We start from the raw sequence: 19,604 nt of genomic DNA, 5'->3' as shown, positions 1-19,604 counted from the left end.
GGCAAACAGCCGGAAGCGCGCCGGACCCGTTCGGGACCGGCCGTCGCGATCCTTCGGCGCCGACAGGTTACGAATCGAATGTGACGCTGACGTTTCGCGAAAGCGCGTCCGTATCGACATCAGGCTGTAATGCAGGCATCGGACAATTGCACCCGCAGCGCCGATGTCCTCTCTCCCATCTGTCTGCACGGAATGCCCGGACCTCCCCTCCGGGCATTTCTTATTTCCGGCCTTCCGATTCCGCGCGTTGCAGCAGGTCCAAGTGCAGGATGCGCCTGATCTCCAGGATCGCCAGCGCGGTCTGCTGCACGCTGTGCCCGGAGGTGATGACTTCTTCCGACAGCGCATCCGGCAGGTGTGCGCTGGGGTAGGGCACCAGGCCGTCGTCAGACTGCTCGAGCGGGACCGTGGGGTCGGTCCTGGCGATGATCGAGTGGTAGGGCAGCGTTGGCGAGATCGGCAGGTCCGCAGCGGCGCGTACGAACGGGTCGTTGCGGTCGAGGTTGTCGATGCTGTTGGACAGGCGCCCGGTGTCGCCACTGGACCCGTCTGCGGCGTGGGCGGTCGGCATCTGCAAGGCTTCACCCAGCTCTTCGACCAGGGTCAGCGGCAGGCGCACCAGGCGTGAGATCCAGCGGCCGAGGGTGTGGCCGGCCACGTCGGTGCCCCGGTGCGGCGTGGCGATGAAGACCGTGCGCGTGATCCCGGGGAACGGTTCGAACCGGAGCATCGGGTCGAGCCGCGGCCGGATCCGTTCCAGGCGCTCCGGATCAATGTCCCGTCCGTCCTGAAACCATTCCCACAGCTCGATGTCCGCGGTGGAAACCATCAGCCGGGAAATCAGCCCGCCCATGCTGTGGCCGATCAGCACGATCTCCTGCGACGCGCTGGCAGTGCGGCCCGGGTCGAAATGTTCCAGCACGTTGGCCAGCAGGCCGCGGATCGCGGCGTGGTTGAGCACCACCGGTACGTTGGTGGGGTAGTAGACCTGCCAGATCTGGAAGTTGCGCCGCAGCTCCTCGTCGCCCTGGATCTCGTTGGCCAGGTTCACCCAGGCCTCCGGGCTGCTGGCCAGGCCGTGCAGCATCAGGATGATCCGCCGGTCCGGGTCGTAGGGCTGCATCAGGTACAGGTGCGGGCGGTGGATGCCGTCCTCGCGGCCGAACAGCGTGCGCAGCGACTCCAGGTTGAAGCCCGAGCGGGCAAGCCACAGGCCGTAGCCGGCGGTGAAGTTGGCCGCCAGCGGCACCCGCTGGCCGTTCACCACGATGCTGTCGCTGGCGTAGGGGTCGTGGACTTCCACCTGCACCTCGTCCGCCGCAAGTACCGCGGCCAGGTCCGCGTTGTGGAAGCGGAACAGCACGGTGATGCCGGGCGATGGCATCTCGCTCCACGCAGGCGGTTGCGGGCGGCGCACGGGGCGGTCGCCGGCGGCGTGGCCATGCGCGGCGGCGTGGTCACGTGCTGGCCGGGGAGCCGTGGTCGACGCCTCGTCCATGACCGCCACCAGCTCGGCGCCGAAGCCGTCGCGGCGCCAGATGCTGCGGAGGCCGGTGAAGGCCAGCGACGCCGCCGGCAGCAGCTCCTGCGGCGGGCCGCTGCTTTGCGGCAGGCGCACGTTGTCCAGGTCAAGGTGGAACGTCCAGCCGGCGCGTTGCATGTCGCTTTCATGAGACATGCCCGCGTCGGCATCGGCCGCCTGCTGGACCATGTTTTCCTCGAACAGCAGGGTGGAGGCTTCCTGGACGGCGTAGTTGTACCAATCGCGCACCTGGGTCTGGCGGTCCTCGAAAGCCCGGTCGCCCGGCGCGCGCCCGGTGAAAAACAGATAGGCGTAGGCGTGGCGGACGGCCTCCATCCATGCCTGCAGGCGTGTGTCGGGGTCGCCTTCCTCCAGCGAGATGGCGTGCTGCAGCCACAGTTCGGCCAGGGTCGACAGCTGGCGCTCGTCACCCAGGCCGGTGGCGTTGGACATTGCTTCGATGCATCCGGGCGATGCGGTCGCGCAGTCGCCCTGGTCCAGGCCGGTCACCCGGATCGCCTGCGCCGTATACGTGCTGAGCTGGCCACTGGTGAGGATGTCGCCGCGCTGCAGGGCGATGTACTCGCCCGGGGTCATGGGCTCAAGCGCCACTGCCGGCTTGAATTCGCGCAGGATCGCGCAGCCTCCAAGAGAGCAGACCAGCAGGCACGCGATGAGGAGTCGTTGTGGGAGCCTCATGGCCGGGCAGGTTCCTCGATGCCGGGTACGCCGGTGCGGATGGCACGGGAGAAGTCTTCGGGTGGGCCGGTGAACGCCTTGGCACGGTCGCTGATGCGGCCGGCGGTCTGCAGCTGGGCGTAGTCGTGGCCAGGCACCAGTCCGCCCGCGTCATGGACGTATTCGGCGAAATGGCCCGACAGCAGCAGCCGGTAGTCCACTGGCAGCACGGGGGCGATGCCGCGCGCCAGCCTGTAAATGATCGTGGTGCAGTTGCTGGTCAGGGTGTTGTAGAAGCGCGGCGCCCGGCGGATGGCATCTGCCTCGTCCAGATAGCCGAGAAACAGCTTGCGCAGGGCATCGCGGCCGGCGTCGAGCCGGTACAGATAGACGTCCTCGCCGCGGGCGTTGGTGCGGGTGCGGACGATGTCGTTCTCGTCCGCGGCGATCACCACGGTCTCGAACTTGCGGAAGAAGCCGCCGATGGCGGAGAAGGCTTCGTGCTGCTCTTTCCTGATTTCCAGTGAAAACACCAGCTGGCGGCCGTCGTCGAAGCCGAACGACACCAGGGTGTGGGCGATGTGCGGGCCCATCCAGTACGACAGGATCAGGTCGGCCGTGGCCAGCGTGTCCAGGTCGTACTCGCGTGTTTCCCAGCGGGCGCCGTAGTCGTCCTCCGAGCGCCAGTCGAAATTGCGTACGTTGTGCAGCAGCACGTGGCTGCCGCTGACCTCGGACTCCAGCAGTCGGGCGACGTCATCGGCCCAGATGCGGTCATGCGAAGGCTGCAGGGTGGTCCACCAGGCCAGCAGCAGCGCCAGGCCGGTGGCCGACAGCAGGTGCACAGTGCGCCTGCCGCGCGGCAGCCACGGCGCGGCCAGCGCCGCGGCGGCGAAGACGCACCAGACGGCCAGCAGAAACCAGAGCGCCGGGCGCGGCGCCTGGAACCACAGCGCCAGCGCGCCCCAGACGGCGATCAGCAGTATTCCCAGGCGGATGGCTGCAAGCCACGTGGCGCGCCAAGCCCGGTGCATCCGGTCAGTCATTGGTGGAAGTCCCTGTGGATGGGGCGGGCCGCGGGGATTCTAGCCGCCGGACTTACGTTTGCCGCCGCGGGCGCGTTTGCCCTGCCCTGCGCGTCGCGTGCCGGTTTCCTTCTGCTGGCCGCCGGAGGCGTGCATGCGGTCCAGCCACGCCAGCGCGTCCATCCAGGTCATGAAGTGCTGCAGATACCCCGGCGAACTCTCGTGCATCACTGCCAGGGCGCGGTGAGCGAGGTTGGCGGAGTTGAGCGGGCCGGCGTCGGCGGGCGGGGGCTGCATGGAGGCGCGCAGCTGCGCCTGCTGGCGCTGGCTGGCCCACAGGCGGCGGAAGTCCTCCACGGCGGGCAGCTCGGGGTATTCGCTTGCGGGCAGGCCGATGGTCCGCAGCGCGGCGTCGCGTTCGCGCGCCTGCTGTCCGATATGCGCCACCAGTCCGGCGAGGGTGTCCCGCTGCTCAGCCATCGGTGGGGGCCGGACCCTGCCGCGGCACGGGGGCGATTTCCACCCGTCGGTTGCGCGCGCGCCCTTCGGCGTCTTCGTTGGAGGCCACCGGGTGGCGGTCGCCGAAGGCCGCCGCGAACACGGATGATGCCGGCACCCCGCGGTCAACCAGCGCCCGGGTGACGGTGAGCGCGCGCTGCGCCGACAGATCCCAGTTGTCGTCGAAACGGCGGTTGCCGGCGTGCACGGCGCGGTCGTCGGTGAAGCCGCTGACCATCAGGATCTCGTCGCGCCCGCCCAGGTATTCGGCCAGCGGTCCGGCCAGGTCATCCAGCAGCTCCGCGCCTTCGCCCTGCAGCTGGTCGGAGTTGTGGGCGAACAGCAGGCTGCCGCTGATGCCGATGCGCCCGTCGGCCAGGGTGATGCGGCCGGCAGCCAGCGGCGCGGCCAATGCCTGTTCCAGGGTCTGGAGGCGCTGCTGTTGGACCTCGCGCTGGGCCACTTCCTCCTGCAGCTGGATCTCCAGATGCAGCTGCACCCCGATCACCCCCACCAGGATCAGCACGAACGCGCCCAGTAGCACCGCCATCAGGTCGCCGAAGGCGGCCCAGATCGGCGTGGCGGAGTCGTCGCCGCCTTCCAGCGCCGAGCTCATGCCGGATCGGCCCCGGTGGATTCCACGGTCCCGGGCAGTTCGCCCTGCGCGGCCAGCTGCTGCAGGTTTTCGATGATCTGGCGCTGGCTGAGCACGCTCAGGTCCACCACCTCGCGGGCCTGGGCCACGTAGTAGGCCAGCTGCTCGTCGCTGCGCTCCATCGAGCGCTCCAGCGCGCCTTCGATGGCCTGCAGCCGTTCCACCAGTCCGGCGCTGGTGTCGGAGAACGCCTGTACGGCGCTGCCCAGCGCGCCGCCGAGCGCGGCCACTTCTTCCGCGCCGGTGGAGAGGCGGGTGGAGGCGTCTTCCAGGCGGGTTTCGCCGGCCTCGATCTGCTCGCCGAAGCGGCTGCCCACCCGCTCCAGAAGATCGGAGGAGGTGGTGACCAGGGCCTCGATGGCCGCGCGCTGCTCGCCCGAGGCGCTGTTCACCGCGGTCAGCAGGGTGTCCAGGGTTTCCAGCATGCGGCTGCGTTCTTCCAGCATGGCGGCGTCGCGCGCCATGCTGTCGGACAGGGTCTGGCGCAGCTCGGCGATGGTCTCGGCAGCGGCGCGGGGGCCTTCCGCGGCGACTTCCATCAGGCGCGAGATTTCGGCCACGGTGTCGCTGGCGTGGGTGCGGCTCTGCTCGGTGAGTTCGGCCCACTGTCCGCGCAGGTCTTCGCTGATGCCGGCTAGGCTGTCACGCCAGGTGGCCAGACGCTGCTCGTCACGTTCGGCCAGGGTCTGCTGCAGTTTTTCGTGGGCTTCGCCGACGCCGGCAACCAGGGTGCCGGCGTGGCTGGCAAAACCTTCCACGGTGCTGTCCAGCGCCTGCTGCTGGCGGGTGACCAGCGCTTCCTGGCCGGCCTGCTGCGCGGTGAGGGCCTGCTCCCAGCCGGCGGCGGTGCCGTCGGTGATCGCCTGCATGCGCTCGCCGATGCGTTCCAGCAGTTCATCGGCGCGCCGGCTGAAGCCGGCCTCGAATGCCTGCAGCGCCTGGCCCAGTGCGGCGGCCTGGGTCTGGTTGGCAACGGCCTGGGCGCTGAGCGCCTGCTCCCAGCCTTGGCTCATGCGGGTGGTGCTGGCCGTGAGTTCAGCGGAAAGCGCCTGCAGGTGTTCGCGGGCGCTGGCAGTGACCTGCTCGTGCACGGAGGCGGTCTGCCGCGACATGTCGGCCAAGGCCGTCTCCATGACCGGCACCAGCGCCTGTCCGGCGAGGCGCGCGCCTTCGGCGGCGCTGGTCTCAAGGGATTGGCCGACCGAGCCTGCCAGCTGCTGATAGGCCTCGCGGGTGCTGGCGTGGAAGGCGTCCTGCTGGCGTGCCTGCTGCTCATGCGCGGCGTGTGACTGCTGTTCCAGCGCACCCATCATCGATTCCAGCCGTTCCACCAGCGCGGGCATGGTGGCTGCTTGGGCCTGCAGCAGTTCCAGCGCCCGTTCGTGCTGGTGGGCGCGCTGGTGGGCGCTGGAGTGGCTGCGCAGGGTGGTGGTGATGTGGGCATCCAGCCGCTCCACCACCTGGATGCGCTCACGCCGTACCAGCGCCGACATCAGACCGAGCGCGGCCGAGCTGGCCACACCCGCGATCGAGGCACCAAACGCCACGCCAAGGCCGCTGACCGGGGCGGCCAGCGAGTCGCGCACCGCCTGCAGGTCGGTGGCGGTCTGCAGCGCCATGCCGGTGCCGCGCAGGGTCAACACCATGCCCAGCAGGGTGCCGAGCATGCCCAGCAGCACCAGCATGCCGACCAGATAGGGAGTGAGCGCGGGGACGGGCAGGCCGCTGCGGCCGTCTTCGATGCGCAGCTGCACCGGGCTGCGCAGGGAGGGGTGCAGGCCTTGCAGCCAGGACTCCAGCGCGGGCATTTCGCCGTCCAGCGTGCCAAGCGCACCTTCGAGCGTTGCTGTGGCCTGGCTGTAGCGATACAGCTCCAGCGCGCCGACCAGATACAGCGCGGCGATCAGCAGGGTCACCAGCAGCGCCGGCAGGTTGCTGCCCAGATAGCCCAGCCCGACCCAGGCCACTGCGGCCAGGCCCAGCACGAATACGGAAATCCCCAGGTGGTTGGTTTTCATCTTGTCCTTGATCAGGGGCTGCGAAGGGCTGCAAGCAGGCCTTCGACGGGTTGGAAGCGCAGGTCCAGCTCGGCCAGCAGCAGGTCGCGCAGTTCGTGACGGAAGGTCGTTGCCCATGTGGATGGGGCGGTTTCGGAATCAGGTGCTGGCGCCGCCGCATCCGGGGTGGCGCTTGCTGCGGCGCTTTTTTCCAGATGCTCGAAGCGCGCGGCCAGCGCCGCCGCCACCGGCTGCAGCAGCGCGTGTTCGCGCGGGCTCAGCGCCGCTTCCATGGCGGCGTCCACCTCGGCCAGCCGGGCCTGGGAGGGCGAGCCGGCGGCCAGCAGCTCGCGCAGATCGCCGCGCAGATAGCCGGTGGCAGTCTGCATGGCGCGTTGCATCGCCAGTATGTGCTGCTGCCAGGGTGCAAAGCCGGCGCTGGCGCGAGCAGGTGCCGGGCCTGTGTGGATCGATTCTTCCAGCTCGGCGCGGATCCGCGCGCAGTCCTCCAGCAGGGTGTCGTGATCGGGCGTGGCGCCGGGCTCCGCAGGCTGCACTTCGCCATCCAGCGCCCGCGACAGGCTGACCGCGCGCGTCCAGTCGATCCATTCACCCAACTGGCGCGCGAGCGGCAGCGCCGGGGCCTGGGCCGGGGCGCCGGAGGCCCGGGCAAGCAGGCGGATGAAGGTTGGCGCGCCGGGCGCGGAAACCGGGACTTGCATCACATCAGCGGCCAAAAGACGGCCATTTTACAGGTCGGGCATGAGCCGGACCTATCCGCCGGGCCGGGTGGTGACGGCCAGGAGCACGAGCTCTTCGCGAAAAGGGTCCGGAGAACGTCCCGCTCCGCGAAAATGGCGCCGTTGCGGGCCCGTCCGGGGCCGGCAGCGGGCCTCCCTGCCGGCGGCAAGGTATCATTGCAGGTTGCGGAGTGTGACCGCCTTCCCCTCCACCAGACGACAGGATATCGACGTGGCAATCAATCAGCAGCAGCGTGACAGGATCGGTTCCGGCAAGGGTTTCATCGCAGCGCTCGACCAGAGCGGCGGCAGCACCCCCCGGGCGCTTGGCCTCTACGGCATCCAGCCGTCGGCTTGGTCCAGCGACGAGGAAATGTTCGATCTGGTGCACCAGATGCGCACCCGCATCGTTGCCAGCCCGGCGTTCAACGCCGACCGCGTGGTGGGCGCGATCCTGTTCGAGCGCACCCTGGATGACAGCTTCGAAGGCCAGGACGCCGCCACCTACCTGTGGCAGACCAAGGGCGTGGTGCCGTTCCTGAAGATCGACAAGGGTCTTGAGGACGAGGCCAACGGCGTGCAGCTGATGAAGCCGATGCCGGGCCTGTCCGAACTGCTCGCCAAGGCCAAGGCCAAGGGCGTGTTCGGCACCAAGGAGCGCTCGGTGATCAAGTCGAACAATGCCAAGGGCATCGCCGACGTGCTCGACCAGCAGTTCGACGTGGGCCAGCAGGTGCTGGACGCCGGCCTGGTGCCGATCCTTGAGCCGGAAGTGGACATCAAGGCGGCCGACAAGGAAGCGATCGAGGTCGAGATGAAGAAGGGCATCCTCGAGCGCCTGTCGCGCTACAGCGCCGACAACCCGGTGATCTTCAAGCTGACCCTGCCGAGCGTTGATGGTTTCTTCCAGGAGATCGTTGACCATCCGGCGGTCCTGAAGGTGGTGGCGCTCTCGGGTGGCTACAGCCGCGCCGATGCCAACGAGAAGCTGGCAAAGAACCCCGGCGTGATCGCCAGCTTCAGCCGCGCGCTGACCGAAGGCCTGACCGCCCAGCAGAGCGACGACGGGTTCAACAGCGCACTGGACGACTCGATCGAATCGATCTATCGCGCTTCGATCGCCTGATCGGCGGCAGCGGCAGGTGGCAAGTAGGCCGGCGCGGATTCGCGCCGGCCTTTTTCATGCCCCGCCGCCTGCCTCAGCCGGCGCCCGCCCCCGGGGCGCCAAGTATGGCGACGGCGATGGACAGGTAGATGACGACCCCGATCGCATCGCAGATGGAGGTGATCAGGGGTGCGCTGGAGGTGGCCGGATCCAGCCGCAGCCGTGACAGCAGGAACGGCAGCGACATGCCTACGACGCTGCCGGTGAGCACGATCAGGACCATCGATAACGACGTGGTCAGGGCGATCTCATAGCCGCCGCGATAGATGCCGATGGGCGCCACCGCCACCGCCATGGTCAGTCCCAGCAGCGCGGCCACGCCGAACTCGCGGCCCAGCATCCGGCCCCAGTCACGCATCTTCACGTCGCCCGTGGCCAGCGAGCGCACCATCAGCGTGGAGGCCTGGGAACCGGCGTTGCCGCCGGAGCCGATCAGCAGGGGCAGGAAGAACACCAGCGCGATGTAGTTGGTGATGACTTCCTCGAAATGGGCGATGCCGGCGCTTGAAAGCAGGTTCCCGAACACCAGCACCACCAGCCAGAACACCCGCTTGCGATACAGCAGCCAGGCGGACGCGCCCAGCAGGCTGGTGCTCTTGAGCGGCAGGCTGCCGCCGCCCTTGTGGAAGTCCTCGGTGGCCTCGTCCTCCGCCGAGTCGAGCACGTCGTCGACGGTGACGATGCCGACCAGGGCGTGGCCATCGTCGGTCACCGGCACTGCCAGCAGGTCGTAGTGGTCGATGGCCTTGATCGCTTCGCGCACGGGTGCGTTGGCCTGTACCGACACCACGTCGCGGGTCATCAGCGCTTCCACGCTGGTGGCGGCGGAGGCGACGATCAGGTCGCGCAGCGATACCACTCCCAGCAGGCGCCGCTGCTGGTCCACCACATAGGCGTGGTAGATGGTTTCCTTGTCCGGCGCCTCACGGCGCAGGTGCTCCACCGCCTCGCGGGCGTTCAGGCCCGGGTGCAGCAGCGCGTACTCGCTTGTCATCAGCGCGCCCACGGTGCCTTCCGGGAAGGAGGCAAGGCGGACGATGTCCTCCCGGTCGGCCTGGGCCAGGGCCGGCATCAGCGCTTCGCGGGCGTCTTCGGGAAGGGTGTTGTAGAGGTCGGCGCGGTCATCGGGGGACAGGCGCTCCAGGAGCTGGATGCGGCTGTGCCGGTCCATCAGCAGGGCGACCCCGGCCTGCTGGTCGGGGACCAGGTAGCCGAAGAGCCGGGCGCGCGGGGTCGGGGCCACGGTGAGCAGCATTCGGTGGACCTCGTCCGCTTCGAAGTCACGCAGGGCCAGGGCCAGGTCTGCAGCATGGACCTGGTCTGCAAGGGTGGCAAAGGTGTCGGAACCGGGCTGGGCAAGCGCGGTGCGCAGGGAAGCGAGCAGGTCTTCACGGGTCATGGACCATCTCCGTAGGCAGCGCGCATGGGCGTGAGCGACCCTCCGGGCCGCTCACGCCCATGCGGGGCGGATCAGGTGCCGGCGAATGCTGGCATGAAGGTGGCGGCAGCCGGGCGGACAGGACGGGCTGTCCGGTCGCGGTGCCACCGGGACCGGGGATTATAGGAGCGGCTTCCCCTGGCCGGGTCCGGGCTGTTCAGATTGGAGGGTCAGCGCAGCGCCGGAACCGGTGTTGGTGTGCCCGCGGCATCGAGCGCAATCATCACGAAGCGTCCGCGGGTGCAGATCGTGCGCTCACCGCTGAGCAGGTCTTCGGCCACCAGCTCCACCTGTACCTGTATTGAGGTGCGGCCCACCGCCACCACCCGGGCGATCGTCTCCACCAGCTGCCCCTGGCGGATCGGCAGTTTGAAGTCGACCTGGTCCGAACTCGCCGTGACCACGGTGCGCCGGGCATAGCGCGAGGCGGCGATGAAGGCGGCCTTGTCCATCCACGCCAGCGCCTGGCCGCCGAACAGGGTGCCCAGATGGTTGGTGTGGTCGGGGAACACGATTTCCAGCAGCCGTGCCTCGGTGGGGGCAGGGCCCGGTGCCGGGATCATGCCGGGACCCCGGCGAAATGGGCGTGGACCGCGTGCGCGATCTGCTCCGGCGACTGGAATCCCGGCAGCCGCGCGGCTTCCACGCCGTCGCGGAACAGCGACAGGGTTGGGGTCTGGCGCAGGCCCAGGCCGTGGAAAAAGTCCTCGCCGACGGTTTCCAGCTTCACCTTCAGCAGCGCCACGCCTTCGGCATCCGCGGCGGCGAACTTGTGCAGCGACATCTCCAGCATCCTGCAGCCGGGGCAGTTGTCCTTGTAGTAGTCGACCAGCAGCCGCGGGTGGGCGGCGAGGGCGGTGCGGTAGTCGTCAGCGGATGAGGCGTGCAGGGTCTGCATGGGGCATGGTTTTGTCGATGGTGGTGTGGGTGGCGCCGGGGTCGCCGGCAATGGCCAGGACGTGGTCGGTCCAGCGCTCGATCTTCAGCGTGTCGCGGTTGCCGTGCGGCATCTGCTCGATCTCCAGGCGCGGGTAGCCGGTGTCGAAGAACGTGGCCATGCGCCGCACCGCGCCGCAGTAGTACTCCTCGCCCCACTGGGTCTCGCCGGTGCCGAACACCGCCAGCCGCCGGGGCTTGCCGACCGCTTCCACCAGCTCGCCGATGAAGCGCTTCATCTCCGGTGGCGTGCGGCCGGCGTTGTCGCTCCAGGCGCCGAGCAGGTAGAGGTCGTGGCGCGGATCATCGCCGGCCGCGGCCAGGCCCTGGATGTCGGTCTCGATCCAGGTGACCGCGTGTCCGCGTGCCTGGCAGCGCGCCTGCACCATGCGGGCGACGTCGCGGGTGTTGCCACTCAGGGATGTGTAGGCAATCAGGATGCGCATCGGATGGGGCTACAGGTCGTCGAAGCCGTTGTCGACGTTGGTCTTCTTGTACGACGCGTTGCGCATCTCGAAGAAGTCGGTCTTGGTCTCGGTGAAGTTGTCCGCGTAGGCCCGGATCCATGGCATGACGTTGTCGGTCGAATCCGGATAGAGGTTTTCGATGCCGAGCATCCCGGCCATCTTGTTGGCGCGGTACTGCACGTAGCGGATCATTTCGTCCACGTTGATGCCGTCGATGCCGTCCAGCACTTCGCCGGTCCACTGCATTTCCAGATCCACCGCGTGGCGGAAGGCGCCGTGGACGTAGTCGGTCAGCTCGTCGGTCTGCAGTTCGGGGTTCTCGCCAACGATGGCGCGGATCACCTCGCTGATGAACTTGGTGTGGGCCAGCTCGTCGCGGTTGATGAAGCTGATGATCTTGCCGGTGCCGGCCATCCGGTTCTGGCGCACCAGGTTGTAGAAATAGGCAAAGCCGGAATAGAAGTTGATCCCTTCCAGGATCGAGGACTGGATCAGCGAGCGCAGCAGGGTCTCGGCGGTCTTCTCGTGCATGAAGTCGTCATACGAGCCCATGATCGGCGCGTTGCGCTTGATGATGGTGGGGTGGGTGCGGGCGATCTCGAAGATCCGCTTCTGGTTTTCCAGGTCGGTGATCGAGGACAGCACGTAGCTGTAGCTCTCGTTGTGGATCACCTCCTGCTGGCCGATGATCGCCGCGTTGGCGTGCGCGGCCGGATCGGTGATGTACTCGGCGACGTTGTAGATGAAGCGCGTCTGCGGCGAATCGAGCGTGGCCAGAAGCCCGATGATCGAGTCGTAGGCGTTTTTCTCGCGCGCGGACAGGTCGCCGTATTCCTTGGCATCGCTTTTCATGTCGACCTCGTCCGGGATCCAGAAGTTGGTCGAGAGCTCCTTGTAGGCGCGGTAGAACGACGGATAGGGAATGTCGTTCCAGTTGAGGATGCCGCTGGTGCGGCCGTTGATGATGCCGGTGGAGCGGTTGGGATGGCGCGGCTCGAGGATGCGGATGCGCTCGAGCGGGGTGGCGGTGGAGGGAGCGGTAGCGGACATGTCTGCGTTCTCTTATTCGGGTGGCGCGCAGCGGCGCAAACCTTCTGGAGGAAAGCCCCCCTGAGTCAGGGGGGCGCGCCGAAGGCGCGGGGGCCTGGGAGCTGGTAATGCAGGGTCCACGGTTCGCAACGCGAACCGTGGAAGCTGAAAGCGCGAATGCGTTTTCAGCTACTGCACCACTCGCACTCGCTGATGTCGATGTCGTTGGAGCGCACGTAGTAGGTGGTTTTCAGCCCCTCGCGCCATGCGCTCATGTGCAGCTCCAGCAGGGTGCTGGCGCGGATGGTGCTGGGCACGTAGAAGTTGAAGCTGATCGACTGGTCGATATGGCGCTGGCGACGGGCGTTCTGGCGCACGCTGGCGAACTGGTCCAAGCGATAGCCGCCCTTCTCGTAATACGGCCAGGTCTCCAGAGACAGTCCCGGTGCGGCGACCGGGCGGCGGTAGTCCTTCTTTTCCTCGTAATAGAACGCGGAGTAGACGGGATCGATCGATGCGGTCGAGCCGGCGATCTGGGCGGTGCTCATGTTCGGTGCCACCGCCATCAGCCAGCCGTTGCGCAGGCCATTGACCGCTACCTGGGCCGACAGGTCCAGCCACTGGGGATCGTTGTAGCCGCGGTCGCGGAAGTAGGCGCCGGTGTGCCAGTCGCTGCCGGCGAACGCCGGATAGGCGCCCTTCTCCCTGGCCAGTTCCATGCTGGCCTGGATGGTGAGCTGGTTGATGCGCTCGTACAGCGTGTCGCTGAATTCCTCGGCTTCAGGCGTGTCCCAGTGGATGCCCTTGAGGGCCAGCAGGTGGTGCCAGCCGAAGGTGCCAAGGCCAATTGCCCGGTACTTGTGGTTGGTGATGGTGGCCTGGAGGACCGGCAGCTGATTGAGGTCGATCACGTTGTCGAGCATGCGCACCTGGACCGGGATCAGCCGTTCGAGGACGTCGGTGATCAGGTCGCCCTGCGCGTCCTGCGGCACGATCGCGCGGCCCAGGTTGATCGATGACAGGTTGCAGACCACGAAGTCGCCGGCCTGGCGGGTGGTCACGATCTGGTTGCCGGAGATGATCTCCTGCATGAGCCGGGTGGGGCTCATGTTCTGCAGGATCTCCGTGCACAGGTTGGACGAATACACCATGCCGGCATGCTTGTTCGGATTCTTCCGGTTGACCTCGTCCCGGTAGAACATGAAGGGGTTTCCGGTTTCCAGCTGGCTCACCATGATCCGCTTGAAGATGTCGATCGCCTTCACCGTGCGCCGGCTGATGCGCTCGTCGGCCACCACCTCTTCGTACTTCGTGCGGAAGCTGCCCTCGCCCTTCTTTTCGTCGAAGAAGTCCTGCAGGTACCAGCCCTTGATCCGCTGCACCTCGTGCGGGTCGAACAGGTACCAGTCGCCGCGGCGCTCGACCGCCTCCATGAAGATGTCCGGGATGCACACCGAGGTGAACACGTCGTGCGCGCGCAGGCGCTGGTCGCCGTTGTTCAGGCGCAGGTCCAGGAAGGCCTCGATGTCGCGGTGCCAGACGTCCAGGTACACGGCGACGGCGCCCTTGCGCTGGCCCAGCTGGTCCACCGAGACGGCGGTGTTGTTGAGCTGCTTGATCCACGGCACCACGCCGCCGGAGGAGTTGGGCACGCCGCGGATCGCCGAGCCCGACGCGCGCACGTAGCCCATGTAGGCGCCCACGCCGCCGCCGCCCTTGGACACGCGGGCGATGTCGGTATTGGAGTCGTAGATGCCCTGCAGCGAGTCCTCGACCGTGTCGATGAAGCAGCTCGACAGCTGGCCGCCCACCTTGCCGGCGTTCTGCAGCGTGGGCGTGGCCACGGTCATGTACAGGTTCGACAGCGCCCAGTAGGCCTCGCCCACCAGCTGCATGCGCCGCTCGCGCCTGCCCGGGGCGCTGCCGCCCTCGTCCTGCATCAGGTACAGGGCAATGGTCAGCCAGCGCTCCTGCGGCAGCTCATACACCGCCCGGCTGGTGTCGGTGGCCAGGTAGCGGGTGGCCAGCAGGTACAGGCCGTTGTAGGTGAACAGCCGGTCGCGATCGGGTTCGATCATGCGCCCGGCCTCCTCCAGTTCCTCCTTGGAGTAGGCGCGCAGGATGTCGTTGGAATAGATGTTGCGGTCGGCCAGGCTCTCCTGCAGGCCCACGTAGGAGCCGTACTTCTCGCCCACGTCGTAGAAGCGGTTGCGGCTGGCGCGCTTGTACAGCCGGTGCAGGTAGATGCGCGCGGCGAACATCTCCCACTCCGGCGCGGTCACGTCCACGCGGGCTTCCGCCTCGCGGATCAGGTGGTCGACCAGGTCGTCGGCGTTGACCGCCTGCTTGCGTTCGACGAAGCCGAACACTGCGGCCTTGTAGGGGGCGATGTCGAGCTGCTGGAACTCGGCGTGGATCCGGTCGATGGCGCGTTCCAGACGGGTGCGATCGTAGGGCATGCGGCGGTTCCCGGCTTCCTTGGTGATCCAGGTAGCCGTGCCGGCACCGACCGGGTCGGGACCGCTGGCCGGGACCGGGCTGGCGCTGCGGGGGCAGGGAATCGGATCCGCGGGGCCGGAGGTAGCGGGGGCGGGGGGTGCAGCCGCGGTGTTGTCCGCCGCGGGAGTCCCTGCAGTGGTGGTGAGGGTGGCGCTGTCGTTGCTGCTCATGGATGTCTCCCGGATCGGTTGCGCACATCCACCTGTCCCCGACAGGCGGTGAAGGGCACGGGCGCGCGCCGACGCAGGCGTCGGCGCGGCCTCGCCCCCTCGGGCGGGCGGATTCGTCACAGGATGGGAAAGCGGCGTCGCAGGGGCAGCGACAGCCTCCCGGAAAGCGGAGGCCGCGCGCATGCTTCGCCAGCCATCTCCCCCCGGAGATTCCGCAGCCGGCACCGCGCGACGTGCTTGCGCGCGGCTGTCGGCAGGTCTTCGGACTCATGGGCACGGAGGCCTGTGGCCTCCACCTTGCCCGCCGCTTCCCGGAACCCAGGTGGTTCCAGTGCTGTATGGCGGGGTCGTTCCCAGTTACCGCTGCGGGGCAGCGCCGGAATGGCCGATCCTGAGTGGAACGGCTTCACCGGCTTCCCTTTTCATCCGGCGGGTAGCGCCCGCCGGAACCGACGGACACAACATATCGTGGTCCGGGAATTTGTCAACGCAAAATGTGGGGGTGGTGCTCAGGGCCGGTGCGGACTGGCCAGATACTCGGCGCTGCGCATTTCGATCAGCCGCGAGGCGGTGCGCTCGAACGCGCCGGCCAGGCGTTCGCCGGCATACAGCGCGGGCGGCTCGGCGGCGGCGGTGCAGACCAGGTTGACGTGGCGGTCGTAGAGTTCGTCGACCAGGTTGACGAAGCGGCGCGCGGCGTCGTCGCGCAGTCCGTCCAGTACCGGGATGCCGCCCAGCAGCAAGGTGTGGAATTCGCGCCCGATCCCGATGTAGTCGCTGGATCCGCGCGGACCTTCGCACAGGACGTCAAAATCAAACCACGCCATGCCCGGGCAGCGCGCACGTACCGCGATCCGGCGCCCTTCCAGCTCGATGCCGCCATCGCGGTGGGCCTGGCTGCCGCCCAGCTCGCGCCAGCGTGCCTGCAGCCAGGCTTCGGCGCCTTCATCCAGCGGAGTGCGGTAGACCGGCGATCGGGTCAGCGCCCGCAGGCGGTAGTCGGTCTCGCTTTCGATATGCAGCGCACGGCAGTGGGCCTGGATCAGGTCGATCGCCGGCATGAAGCGCGCGCGCTGCAGGCCGTCGCGGTACAGGTCGGGCGGGGCCACGTTGGAGGTGGTCACCAGCACGATGCCTTCGGCGAACATCCGCTCCAGCAGGCGCGCCAGGATCATGGCGTCGCCGATGTCGCCGACGAAAAACTCGTCCAGCACCAGCACACGCAGGCCCGCGCGGCGCCAGCCCTGCACGATCAGGGCCAAGCGGTCGCGTTCGCCGCCGTGCGCCTGCAGCTGTTCGTGCACCTGCCGCATGAAACGGTGGAAGTGGGTGCGGTACTTGCCGGGCGCGGCGGCGCGGGCCCCGCGTGCGCGCTCGGAGGTGCCGGCACGCGCCAGCTCGGCGCCCTTGAGATCAGGCAGCGGCAGGGCGGCATGCAGCAGGTCGACCAGAAATGTCTTGCCGCGGCCCACGCCGCCCCACAGGTACAGGCCTTCGATGGGCTCGTCCGTACCGGCGCCGCGCAGCCGGTCCAGCAGGCCGCGCCGCGGTGCGGGCCGCGACACGGCAGCGTGGATGCGGTCCAGCTCCACCAGCACCGCGCGCTGGGCGGGATCATCCTGCCAGCTGCCTTCGGCAACGCCGGCGTCGTAGGCCTGCGTTGGGGTCATCGCCGCCCGGGGGTCACGCTTCGGCGGCCGGAAGGTGCTGGCGCACTCCGTTTTTGACCGCACCGCGCAGGTCCATCAGCTTGCGATGGAAGAAATGCCCGCTGTCGGGAATGCGCACCAGCTCGGAGGTGGCGTCGATCTTGTCCAGCCAGTCGTACACCGCCTGCGGATCGACGATCTCGTCTTCTTCGCCCTGGATCACCAGCCAGGGACAGGTGGGCAGCTGGATGGAGTCGAAATCCCAGCGGCCTGCGGGCGGGGCGATGGAAATCAGCATCCCGGGCTCGATCTGCGCCGTGGCGGCCAGGCTCACGTAGGCGCCGAAGCTGAAGCCGGCCAGCCACAGACGCTGGCCCGGACGCTGCTCGCGCACCCAGGCCGCCACGGCGCGCAGGTCATCGACCTCGCCGCGGCCTTCGTCGAACGTGCCTTCAGAGTCACCCGTGCCGCGGAAGTTGAAGCGCACCGTGGTGGCGCCCAGCTCGCGCAGCGAGCGCCCGGTCATGGTCACGACCTTGTTGTGCATGGTGCCGCCCTCGGTGGGCAGCGGGTGACAGACGATCACGGTGAGCGGCAGTGCCGCCACATCGTCATCGGGAAAATCGACGGCCACTTCCAGCGCGCCGGAGGGGCCGGGCAGCGAAAGCGCGCCCGACTGGATGGGGAAATTGGGGGTAGTCATGATCGAAATGATAGGCGATCCGGTGTTCAGGCAAGGTTTTCCGGTCAGGGAAGGCGCGCATCTACGCCGATAATGACCGGATCGTGATCCGAGCTTCGCCACGGACTTTCCAGCGGTTGATCGCCGTTGGCGGCACGATAGCCGACGTTGGCCGGCTCATCGGAGTTGCTGTGCCAGGTCGCCGTTGCGCGCAGCCGGTCGGCGAACTCCGGGCTGAGCAAGGCGTGGGTCAGGCGCCCGGCCTGGGCAGCGAAGACATAGCTGTACGATTCGCGGCCTTCAAACACGTCGAGCCAGCCGGAATCGCGCAGCAGGCGGATCGGATCCTCCATGCCGTATGAGTTCAGATCTCCGACGAGGGCGGCGAGCCCCGTGCCCGACCCGGTCGGGTCAGTGGCCAGCCATTCCACCAGGCGCCGCGCGGAATCCGTGCGCAGCGCATTCCAGCAGCCCTGGCCATCGTCCTGGTCGCGGTTGAGGCCGACGGCTTCACCGCAGCCCTTGGATTTGAAGTGGTTGGCGACCACGGTGAACACCGGTCCCCCGTCGGCGCGGAACGCCTGCGCCAGCGGCACCCGGCTGCGGGTGCCGTAAGGGCCGCCTTCCAGCGTGGCCGGAGCGCCCACCGGCTCCACCACCGAGGCGCGATACAGCAGGCCCACCCGGATGGCGTCCTCGCCGGGGCCTTCGCCGGCATCCACGAAGCGCCAGTCCGGGCCCAGCGCCGTGGCCAGCTGGGCGATGCTCGAGTCCGGCCCATAGCCGTCGTTTTCCAGCTCCATCAACGCCACGATATCGGGTGCAAGCATCTGCAGGCTGGCCTGCAGGCGCGCCAGCTGGCGGGCGTACTCATCGGCGCTGCGCGCCCCGCGTGCGGTGGGGAAATCACCGCCCCGGCCGTCGCCGTTGAACAGGTTTTCAAGGTTGAACACCGCCAGGCGCAGGTCGCCTTCCACCTCCGGTGGCTGCGGGCGCGGTGCCGGGTGCAGGACCGGCTTGTCGAGCAGCTGCAGCCGGTACTGGCCGTCACGCTGGTCGACCACGGCCTGTACGCCGGTCAGCACGCTGCCGGTGCGCGGGGTCTGGTTGTCTTCCGGCAGATACCAGATCTGGCGTGGATCCCGGTCCTGCATGGCATCGTCGATCAGCACGCTGCGACGGGCGTTGTCCGCTGCCACGAGGCGAGCGTCCTCGCCGGGAAGGGCGACTTCGGTGGGCGCGGGCAGGCGTCCGTCGAAGCTGGCCACCAGCACGCCTTCCCGGGCCAAGTCACGATGGCCGCTGATGGCCAGTGGTGCCTGGATCCAGATGTGCATGCCTTCCAGACGTTCCCAGTCTTCGGGTGGCCCGTGCAGGACCAGTGGCTCCACCCTGGCGTCGGCCTCCAGTGTTTCCTGCTCAACCGGCTGCAGTGCGGTCAGGGTGGCGTCGCCCTCTCCATGTTCCAGCACCCGGCCGCGTACCCGCAGCCTGTCACCGCGGCGCACCGGTGAATCTCCATCGCTGAGTGCAAACAGTGCGTCGGAGGTGGCCGGGTCTCCGTCGCCCGCGTCCTGCAGGAACCAGCCCCCCAGGTGCTTGCCGAAGTTGCCGGTCACTACGCCTTCCACCGTCACCTCCTCGCCTTCCAGCGGGCTGCGCTCGCCATCGCCCTGGACCGTGCCGATCAGGACCACCGCGGCGGCGCCGGGATCGGCGGAGGGCTGGGAGCAGGCCGCAGCCAGCAGGCTGGCCAGGGCAACGGATAACAGGGGGGTGATGGCTTGCATGGTCATGGCTTGCGGCAGTCGAAAGTGATGTTCCGGGCACGAAAACGCCGCCCGGAGGCGGCGTTCGTCGATGGTGCTTTTGGCTGGCTTACTGGATGTTTTCCAGCATCCAGTCGACCGAAGCGATCACCTGCTCGTCGCTCAGCGCAGGGTTGCCGCCGCGGGCAGGCATGAAGCCGGTGTTGCCGGTAAAGCCTTCGATGGCGTGCTGGACCAGGGTGTCGCGGCCCTGGGCAATACGCGGCGCCCACTCGGCCTGGGTGAGGGTGGGCGAGCCGCCGGCGCCGCTGGTGTGGCAGCCAGCGCAGAGGTTGCTGTAGATCTCGCCGCCGTCCAGGGTGCCGCCGTAGGCCACCTGTGAGGCTGCCGAGGCCTGCGCCGCAGCTGCCGCCGCGGCCTGCGCCGCCGCGCCGGTGGAACCGGCATAGACAGACCCTATCGGAGCAATACGCTCAAGCCGGGCCAGGTTTGCGGTCTCTGACGGCTGCGGTGGCACCGAACGGTGCAGCGCCGCAGCCAACCAGATCAGTCCCCCGGTTATCACCGCCAGGAACAGGATCACCAGAGAGAATTTCTTCAGGAAGTCGAGGTCGTAATTGCGCACGGGACACCGTTCTGGCGCGTGGCCGCCCGGCCACAGCTGACGGGCAAGTATAGAACACGC

The 19,604-nt window shown here is 68.2% G+C and carries 16 protein-coding genes, 1 pseudogene and 1 riboswitch; of the genes and pseudogenes, 1 reads left to right on the top strand and 16 read right to left on the bottom strand.

The features are described from left to right. Nucleotides 1–220: 220 nt before the first annotated feature. From ACW7G3_RS04280 to ACW7G3_RS04255, 6 genes and pseudogenes are all read right to left on the bottom strand, one after another. Complete coding sequence (locus ACW7G3_RS04280; protein WP_456981290.1) at nt 221–2,221, bottom strand: esterase/lipase family protein; 2,001 nt, start codon at nt 2,219–2,221, stop codon at nt 221–223. Then, a complete protein-coding gene (locus tag ACW7G3_RS04275; protein ID WP_456981289.1) occupies nt 2,218–3,246 on the bottom strand; it encodes an Lnb N-terminal periplasmic domain-containing protein in 1,029 nt (342 codons plus the stop codon). Before ACW7G3_RS04275 ends, ACW7G3_RS04280 begins: the two co-directional genes overlap by 4 nt. Before the next feature lie 39 nt (nt 3,247–3,285). Then, nucleotides 3,286–3,714 (bottom strand): annotated as a pseudogene (locus ACW7G3_RS04270) (DUF2894 domain-containing protein); the annotation flags it as partial. After that, nucleotides 3,698–4,339 (bottom strand): OmpA family protein, encoded by a 642-nt coding sequence (locus tag ACW7G3_RS04265; protein ID WP_456981287.1) that lies wholly within the window; start codon nt 4,337–4,339, stop codon nt 3,698–3,700. The gene ACW7G3_RS04265 and the pseudogene ACW7G3_RS04270, both read right to left, overlap by 17 nt. Then, nucleotides 4,336–6,396, bottom strand: coding sequence for a DUF802 domain-containing protein (locus tag ACW7G3_RS04260; protein WP_456981286.1), 2,061 nt, complete (start codon nt 6,394–6,396; stop codon nt 4,336–4,338). The genes ACW7G3_RS04265 and ACW7G3_RS04260 overlap by 4 nt, the downstream gene beginning before the upstream one ends. An 11-nt stretch (nt 6,397–6,407) precedes the next feature. Next, nucleotides 6,408–7,112, bottom strand: a complete 705-nt coding sequence (locus tag ACW7G3_RS04255; RefSeq protein ID WP_456981285.1) for a DUF3348 family protein — start codon at nt 7,110–7,112, stop codon at nt 6,408–6,410. A gap of 235 nt (nt 7,113–7,347) precedes the next feature. Between ACW7G3_RS04255 and ACW7G3_RS04250 the strand changes: the two genes are divergently transcribed. Then, entirely contained in the window at nt 7,348–8,241 is an 894-nt protein-coding gene (locus ACW7G3_RS04250) for a fructose bisphosphate aldolase (RefSeq protein ID WP_456981283.1), read from the top strand. A 73-nt stretch (nt 8,242–8,314) separates the two neighbouring features. On the opposite strand, the gene mgtE is transcribed toward ACW7G3_RS04250, so the two are convergent. The 10 genes from mgtE to ACW7G3_RS04200 form a co-directional block, all read right to left on the bottom strand. Continuing rightward, entirely contained in the window at nt 8,315–9,679 is a 1,365-nt protein-coding gene (mgtE, locus tag ACW7G3_RS04245) for a magnesium transporter (protein WP_456981282.1), read from the bottom strand. A 209-nt stretch (nt 9,680–9,888) separates the two neighbouring features. Continuing rightward, nucleotides 9,889–10,281, bottom strand: coding sequence for an acyl-CoA thioesterase (locus tag ACW7G3_RS04240; protein WP_456981281.1), 393 nt, complete (start codon nt 10,279–10,281; stop codon nt 9,889–9,891). After that, a complete protein-coding gene (locus ACW7G3_RS04235; RefSeq protein ID WP_456981280.1) occupies nt 10,278–10,616 on the bottom strand; it encodes a thioredoxin family protein in 339 nt (112 codons plus the stop codon). The genes ACW7G3_RS04240 and ACW7G3_RS04235 overlap by 4 nt, the downstream gene beginning before the upstream one ends. Beyond that, complete coding sequence (locus tag ACW7G3_RS04230) at nt 10,588–11,100, bottom strand: flavodoxin (RefSeq protein ID WP_456981279.1); 513 nt, start codon at nt 11,098–11,100, stop codon at nt 10,588–10,590. The genes ACW7G3_RS04235 and ACW7G3_RS04230 overlap by 29 nt, the downstream gene beginning before the upstream one ends. Before the next feature lie 9 nt (nt 11,101–11,109). Continuing rightward, a complete protein-coding gene (locus ACW7G3_RS04225) occupies nt 11,110–12,171 on the bottom strand; it encodes a ribonucleotide-diphosphate reductase subunit beta (RefSeq protein WP_456981278.1) in 1,062 nt (353 codons plus the stop codon). Between the two features lie 164 nt (nt 12,172–12,335). Beyond that, nucleotides 12,336–14,819, bottom strand: a complete 2,484-nt coding sequence (locus tag ACW7G3_RS04220) for a ribonucleoside-diphosphate reductase subunit alpha (RefSeq protein WP_456981277.1) — start codon at nt 14,817–14,819, stop codon at nt 12,336–12,338. A 235-nt stretch (nt 14,820–15,054) separates the two neighbouring features. After that, a riboswitch (cobalamin riboswitch) is annotated at nt 15,055–15,288 on the bottom strand. Nucleotides 15,289–15,328: 40 nt separating this feature from the next. Further along, a complete protein-coding gene (zapE, locus tag ACW7G3_RS04215) occupies nt 15,329–16,489 on the bottom strand; it encodes a cell division protein ZapE (protein WP_456981276.1) in 1,161 nt (386 codons plus the stop codon). Nucleotides 16,490–16,502: 13 nt separating this feature from the next. Then, complete coding sequence (locus ACW7G3_RS04210) at nt 16,503–17,171, bottom strand: alpha/beta hydrolase (protein ID WP_456981275.1); 669 nt, start codon at nt 17,169–17,171, stop codon at nt 16,503–16,505. Nucleotides 17,172–17,215: 44 nt separating this feature from the next. Then, nucleotides 17,216–18,946, bottom strand: a complete 1,731-nt coding sequence (locus ACW7G3_RS04205) for an ExeM/NucH family extracellular endonuclease (protein WP_456981273.1) — start codon at nt 18,944–18,946, stop codon at nt 17,216–17,218. A gap of 82 nt (nt 18,947–19,028) precedes the next feature. Beyond that, on the bottom strand, nt 19,029–19,544 hold the full coding sequence (locus ACW7G3_RS04200; protein ID WP_456975701.1) for a c-type cytochrome: 516 nt from the start codon (nt 19,542–19,544) through the stop codon (nt 19,029–19,031). Nucleotides 19,545–19,604: the final 60 nt, after the last annotated feature.

The organism is Luteimonas sp. A478, from assembly GCF_054052025.1.
Note: the sequence above shows the minus strand (reverse complement) of the source record. Positions and strands in the feature narration are given on the sequence as shown.

Excerpts from the sequence above, each read along its gene's own strand:
- ACW7G3_RS04280 (WP_456981290.1), bottom strand. The coding sequence starts at position 2,221 with ATGAGGCTCCCACAACGACTCCTCATCGCGTGCCTGCTGGTCTGCTCT.
- ACW7G3_RS04275 (WP_456981289.1), bottom strand. The coding sequence starts at position 3,246 with ATGACTGACCGGATGCACCGGGCTTGGCGCGCCACGTGGCTTGCAGCC.
- ACW7G3_RS04265 (WP_456981287.1), bottom strand. The coding sequence starts at position 4,339 with ATGAGCTCGGCGCTGGAAGGCGGCGACGACTCCGCCACGCCGATCTGG.
- ACW7G3_RS04260 (WP_456981286.1), bottom strand. The coding sequence starts at position 6,396 with ATGAAAACCAACCACCTGGGGATTTCCGTATTCGTGCTGGGCCTGGCC.
- mgtE (WP_456981282.1), bottom strand. The coding sequence starts at position 9,679 with ATGACCCGTGAAGACCTGCTCGCTTCCCTGCGCACCGCGCTTGCCCAG.
- ACW7G3_RS04240 (WP_456981281.1), bottom strand. The coding sequence starts at position 10,281 with ATGATCCCGGCACCGGGCCCTGCCCCCACCGAGGCACGGCTGCTGGAA.
- ACW7G3_RS04235 (WP_456981280.1), bottom strand. The coding sequence starts at position 10,616 with ATGCAGACCCTGCACGCCTCATCCGCTGACGACTACCGCACCGCCCTC.
- ACW7G3_RS04230 (WP_456981279.1), bottom strand. The coding sequence starts at position 11,100 with ATGCGCATCCTGATTGCCTACACATCCCTGAGTGGCAACACCCGCGAC.
- ACW7G3_RS04225 (WP_456981278.1), bottom strand. The coding sequence starts at position 12,171 with ATGTCCGCTACCGCTCCCTCCACCGCCACCCCGCTCGAGCGCATCCGC.
- ACW7G3_RS04220 (WP_456981277.1), bottom strand. The coding sequence starts at position 14,819 with ATGAGCAGCAACGACAGCGCCACCCTCACCACCACTGCAGGGACTCCC.
- zapE (WP_456981276.1), bottom strand. The coding sequence starts at position 16,489 with ATGACCCCAACGCAGGCCTACGACGCCGGCGTTGCCGAAGGCAGCTGG.
- ACW7G3_RS04210 (WP_456981275.1), bottom strand. The coding sequence starts at position 17,171 with ATGACTACCCCCAATTTCCCCATCCAGTCGGGCGCGCTTTCGCTGCCC.
- ACW7G3_RS04205 (WP_456981273.1), bottom strand. The coding sequence starts at position 18,946 with ATGACCATGCAAGCCATCACCCCCCTGTTATCCGTTGCCCTGGCCAGC.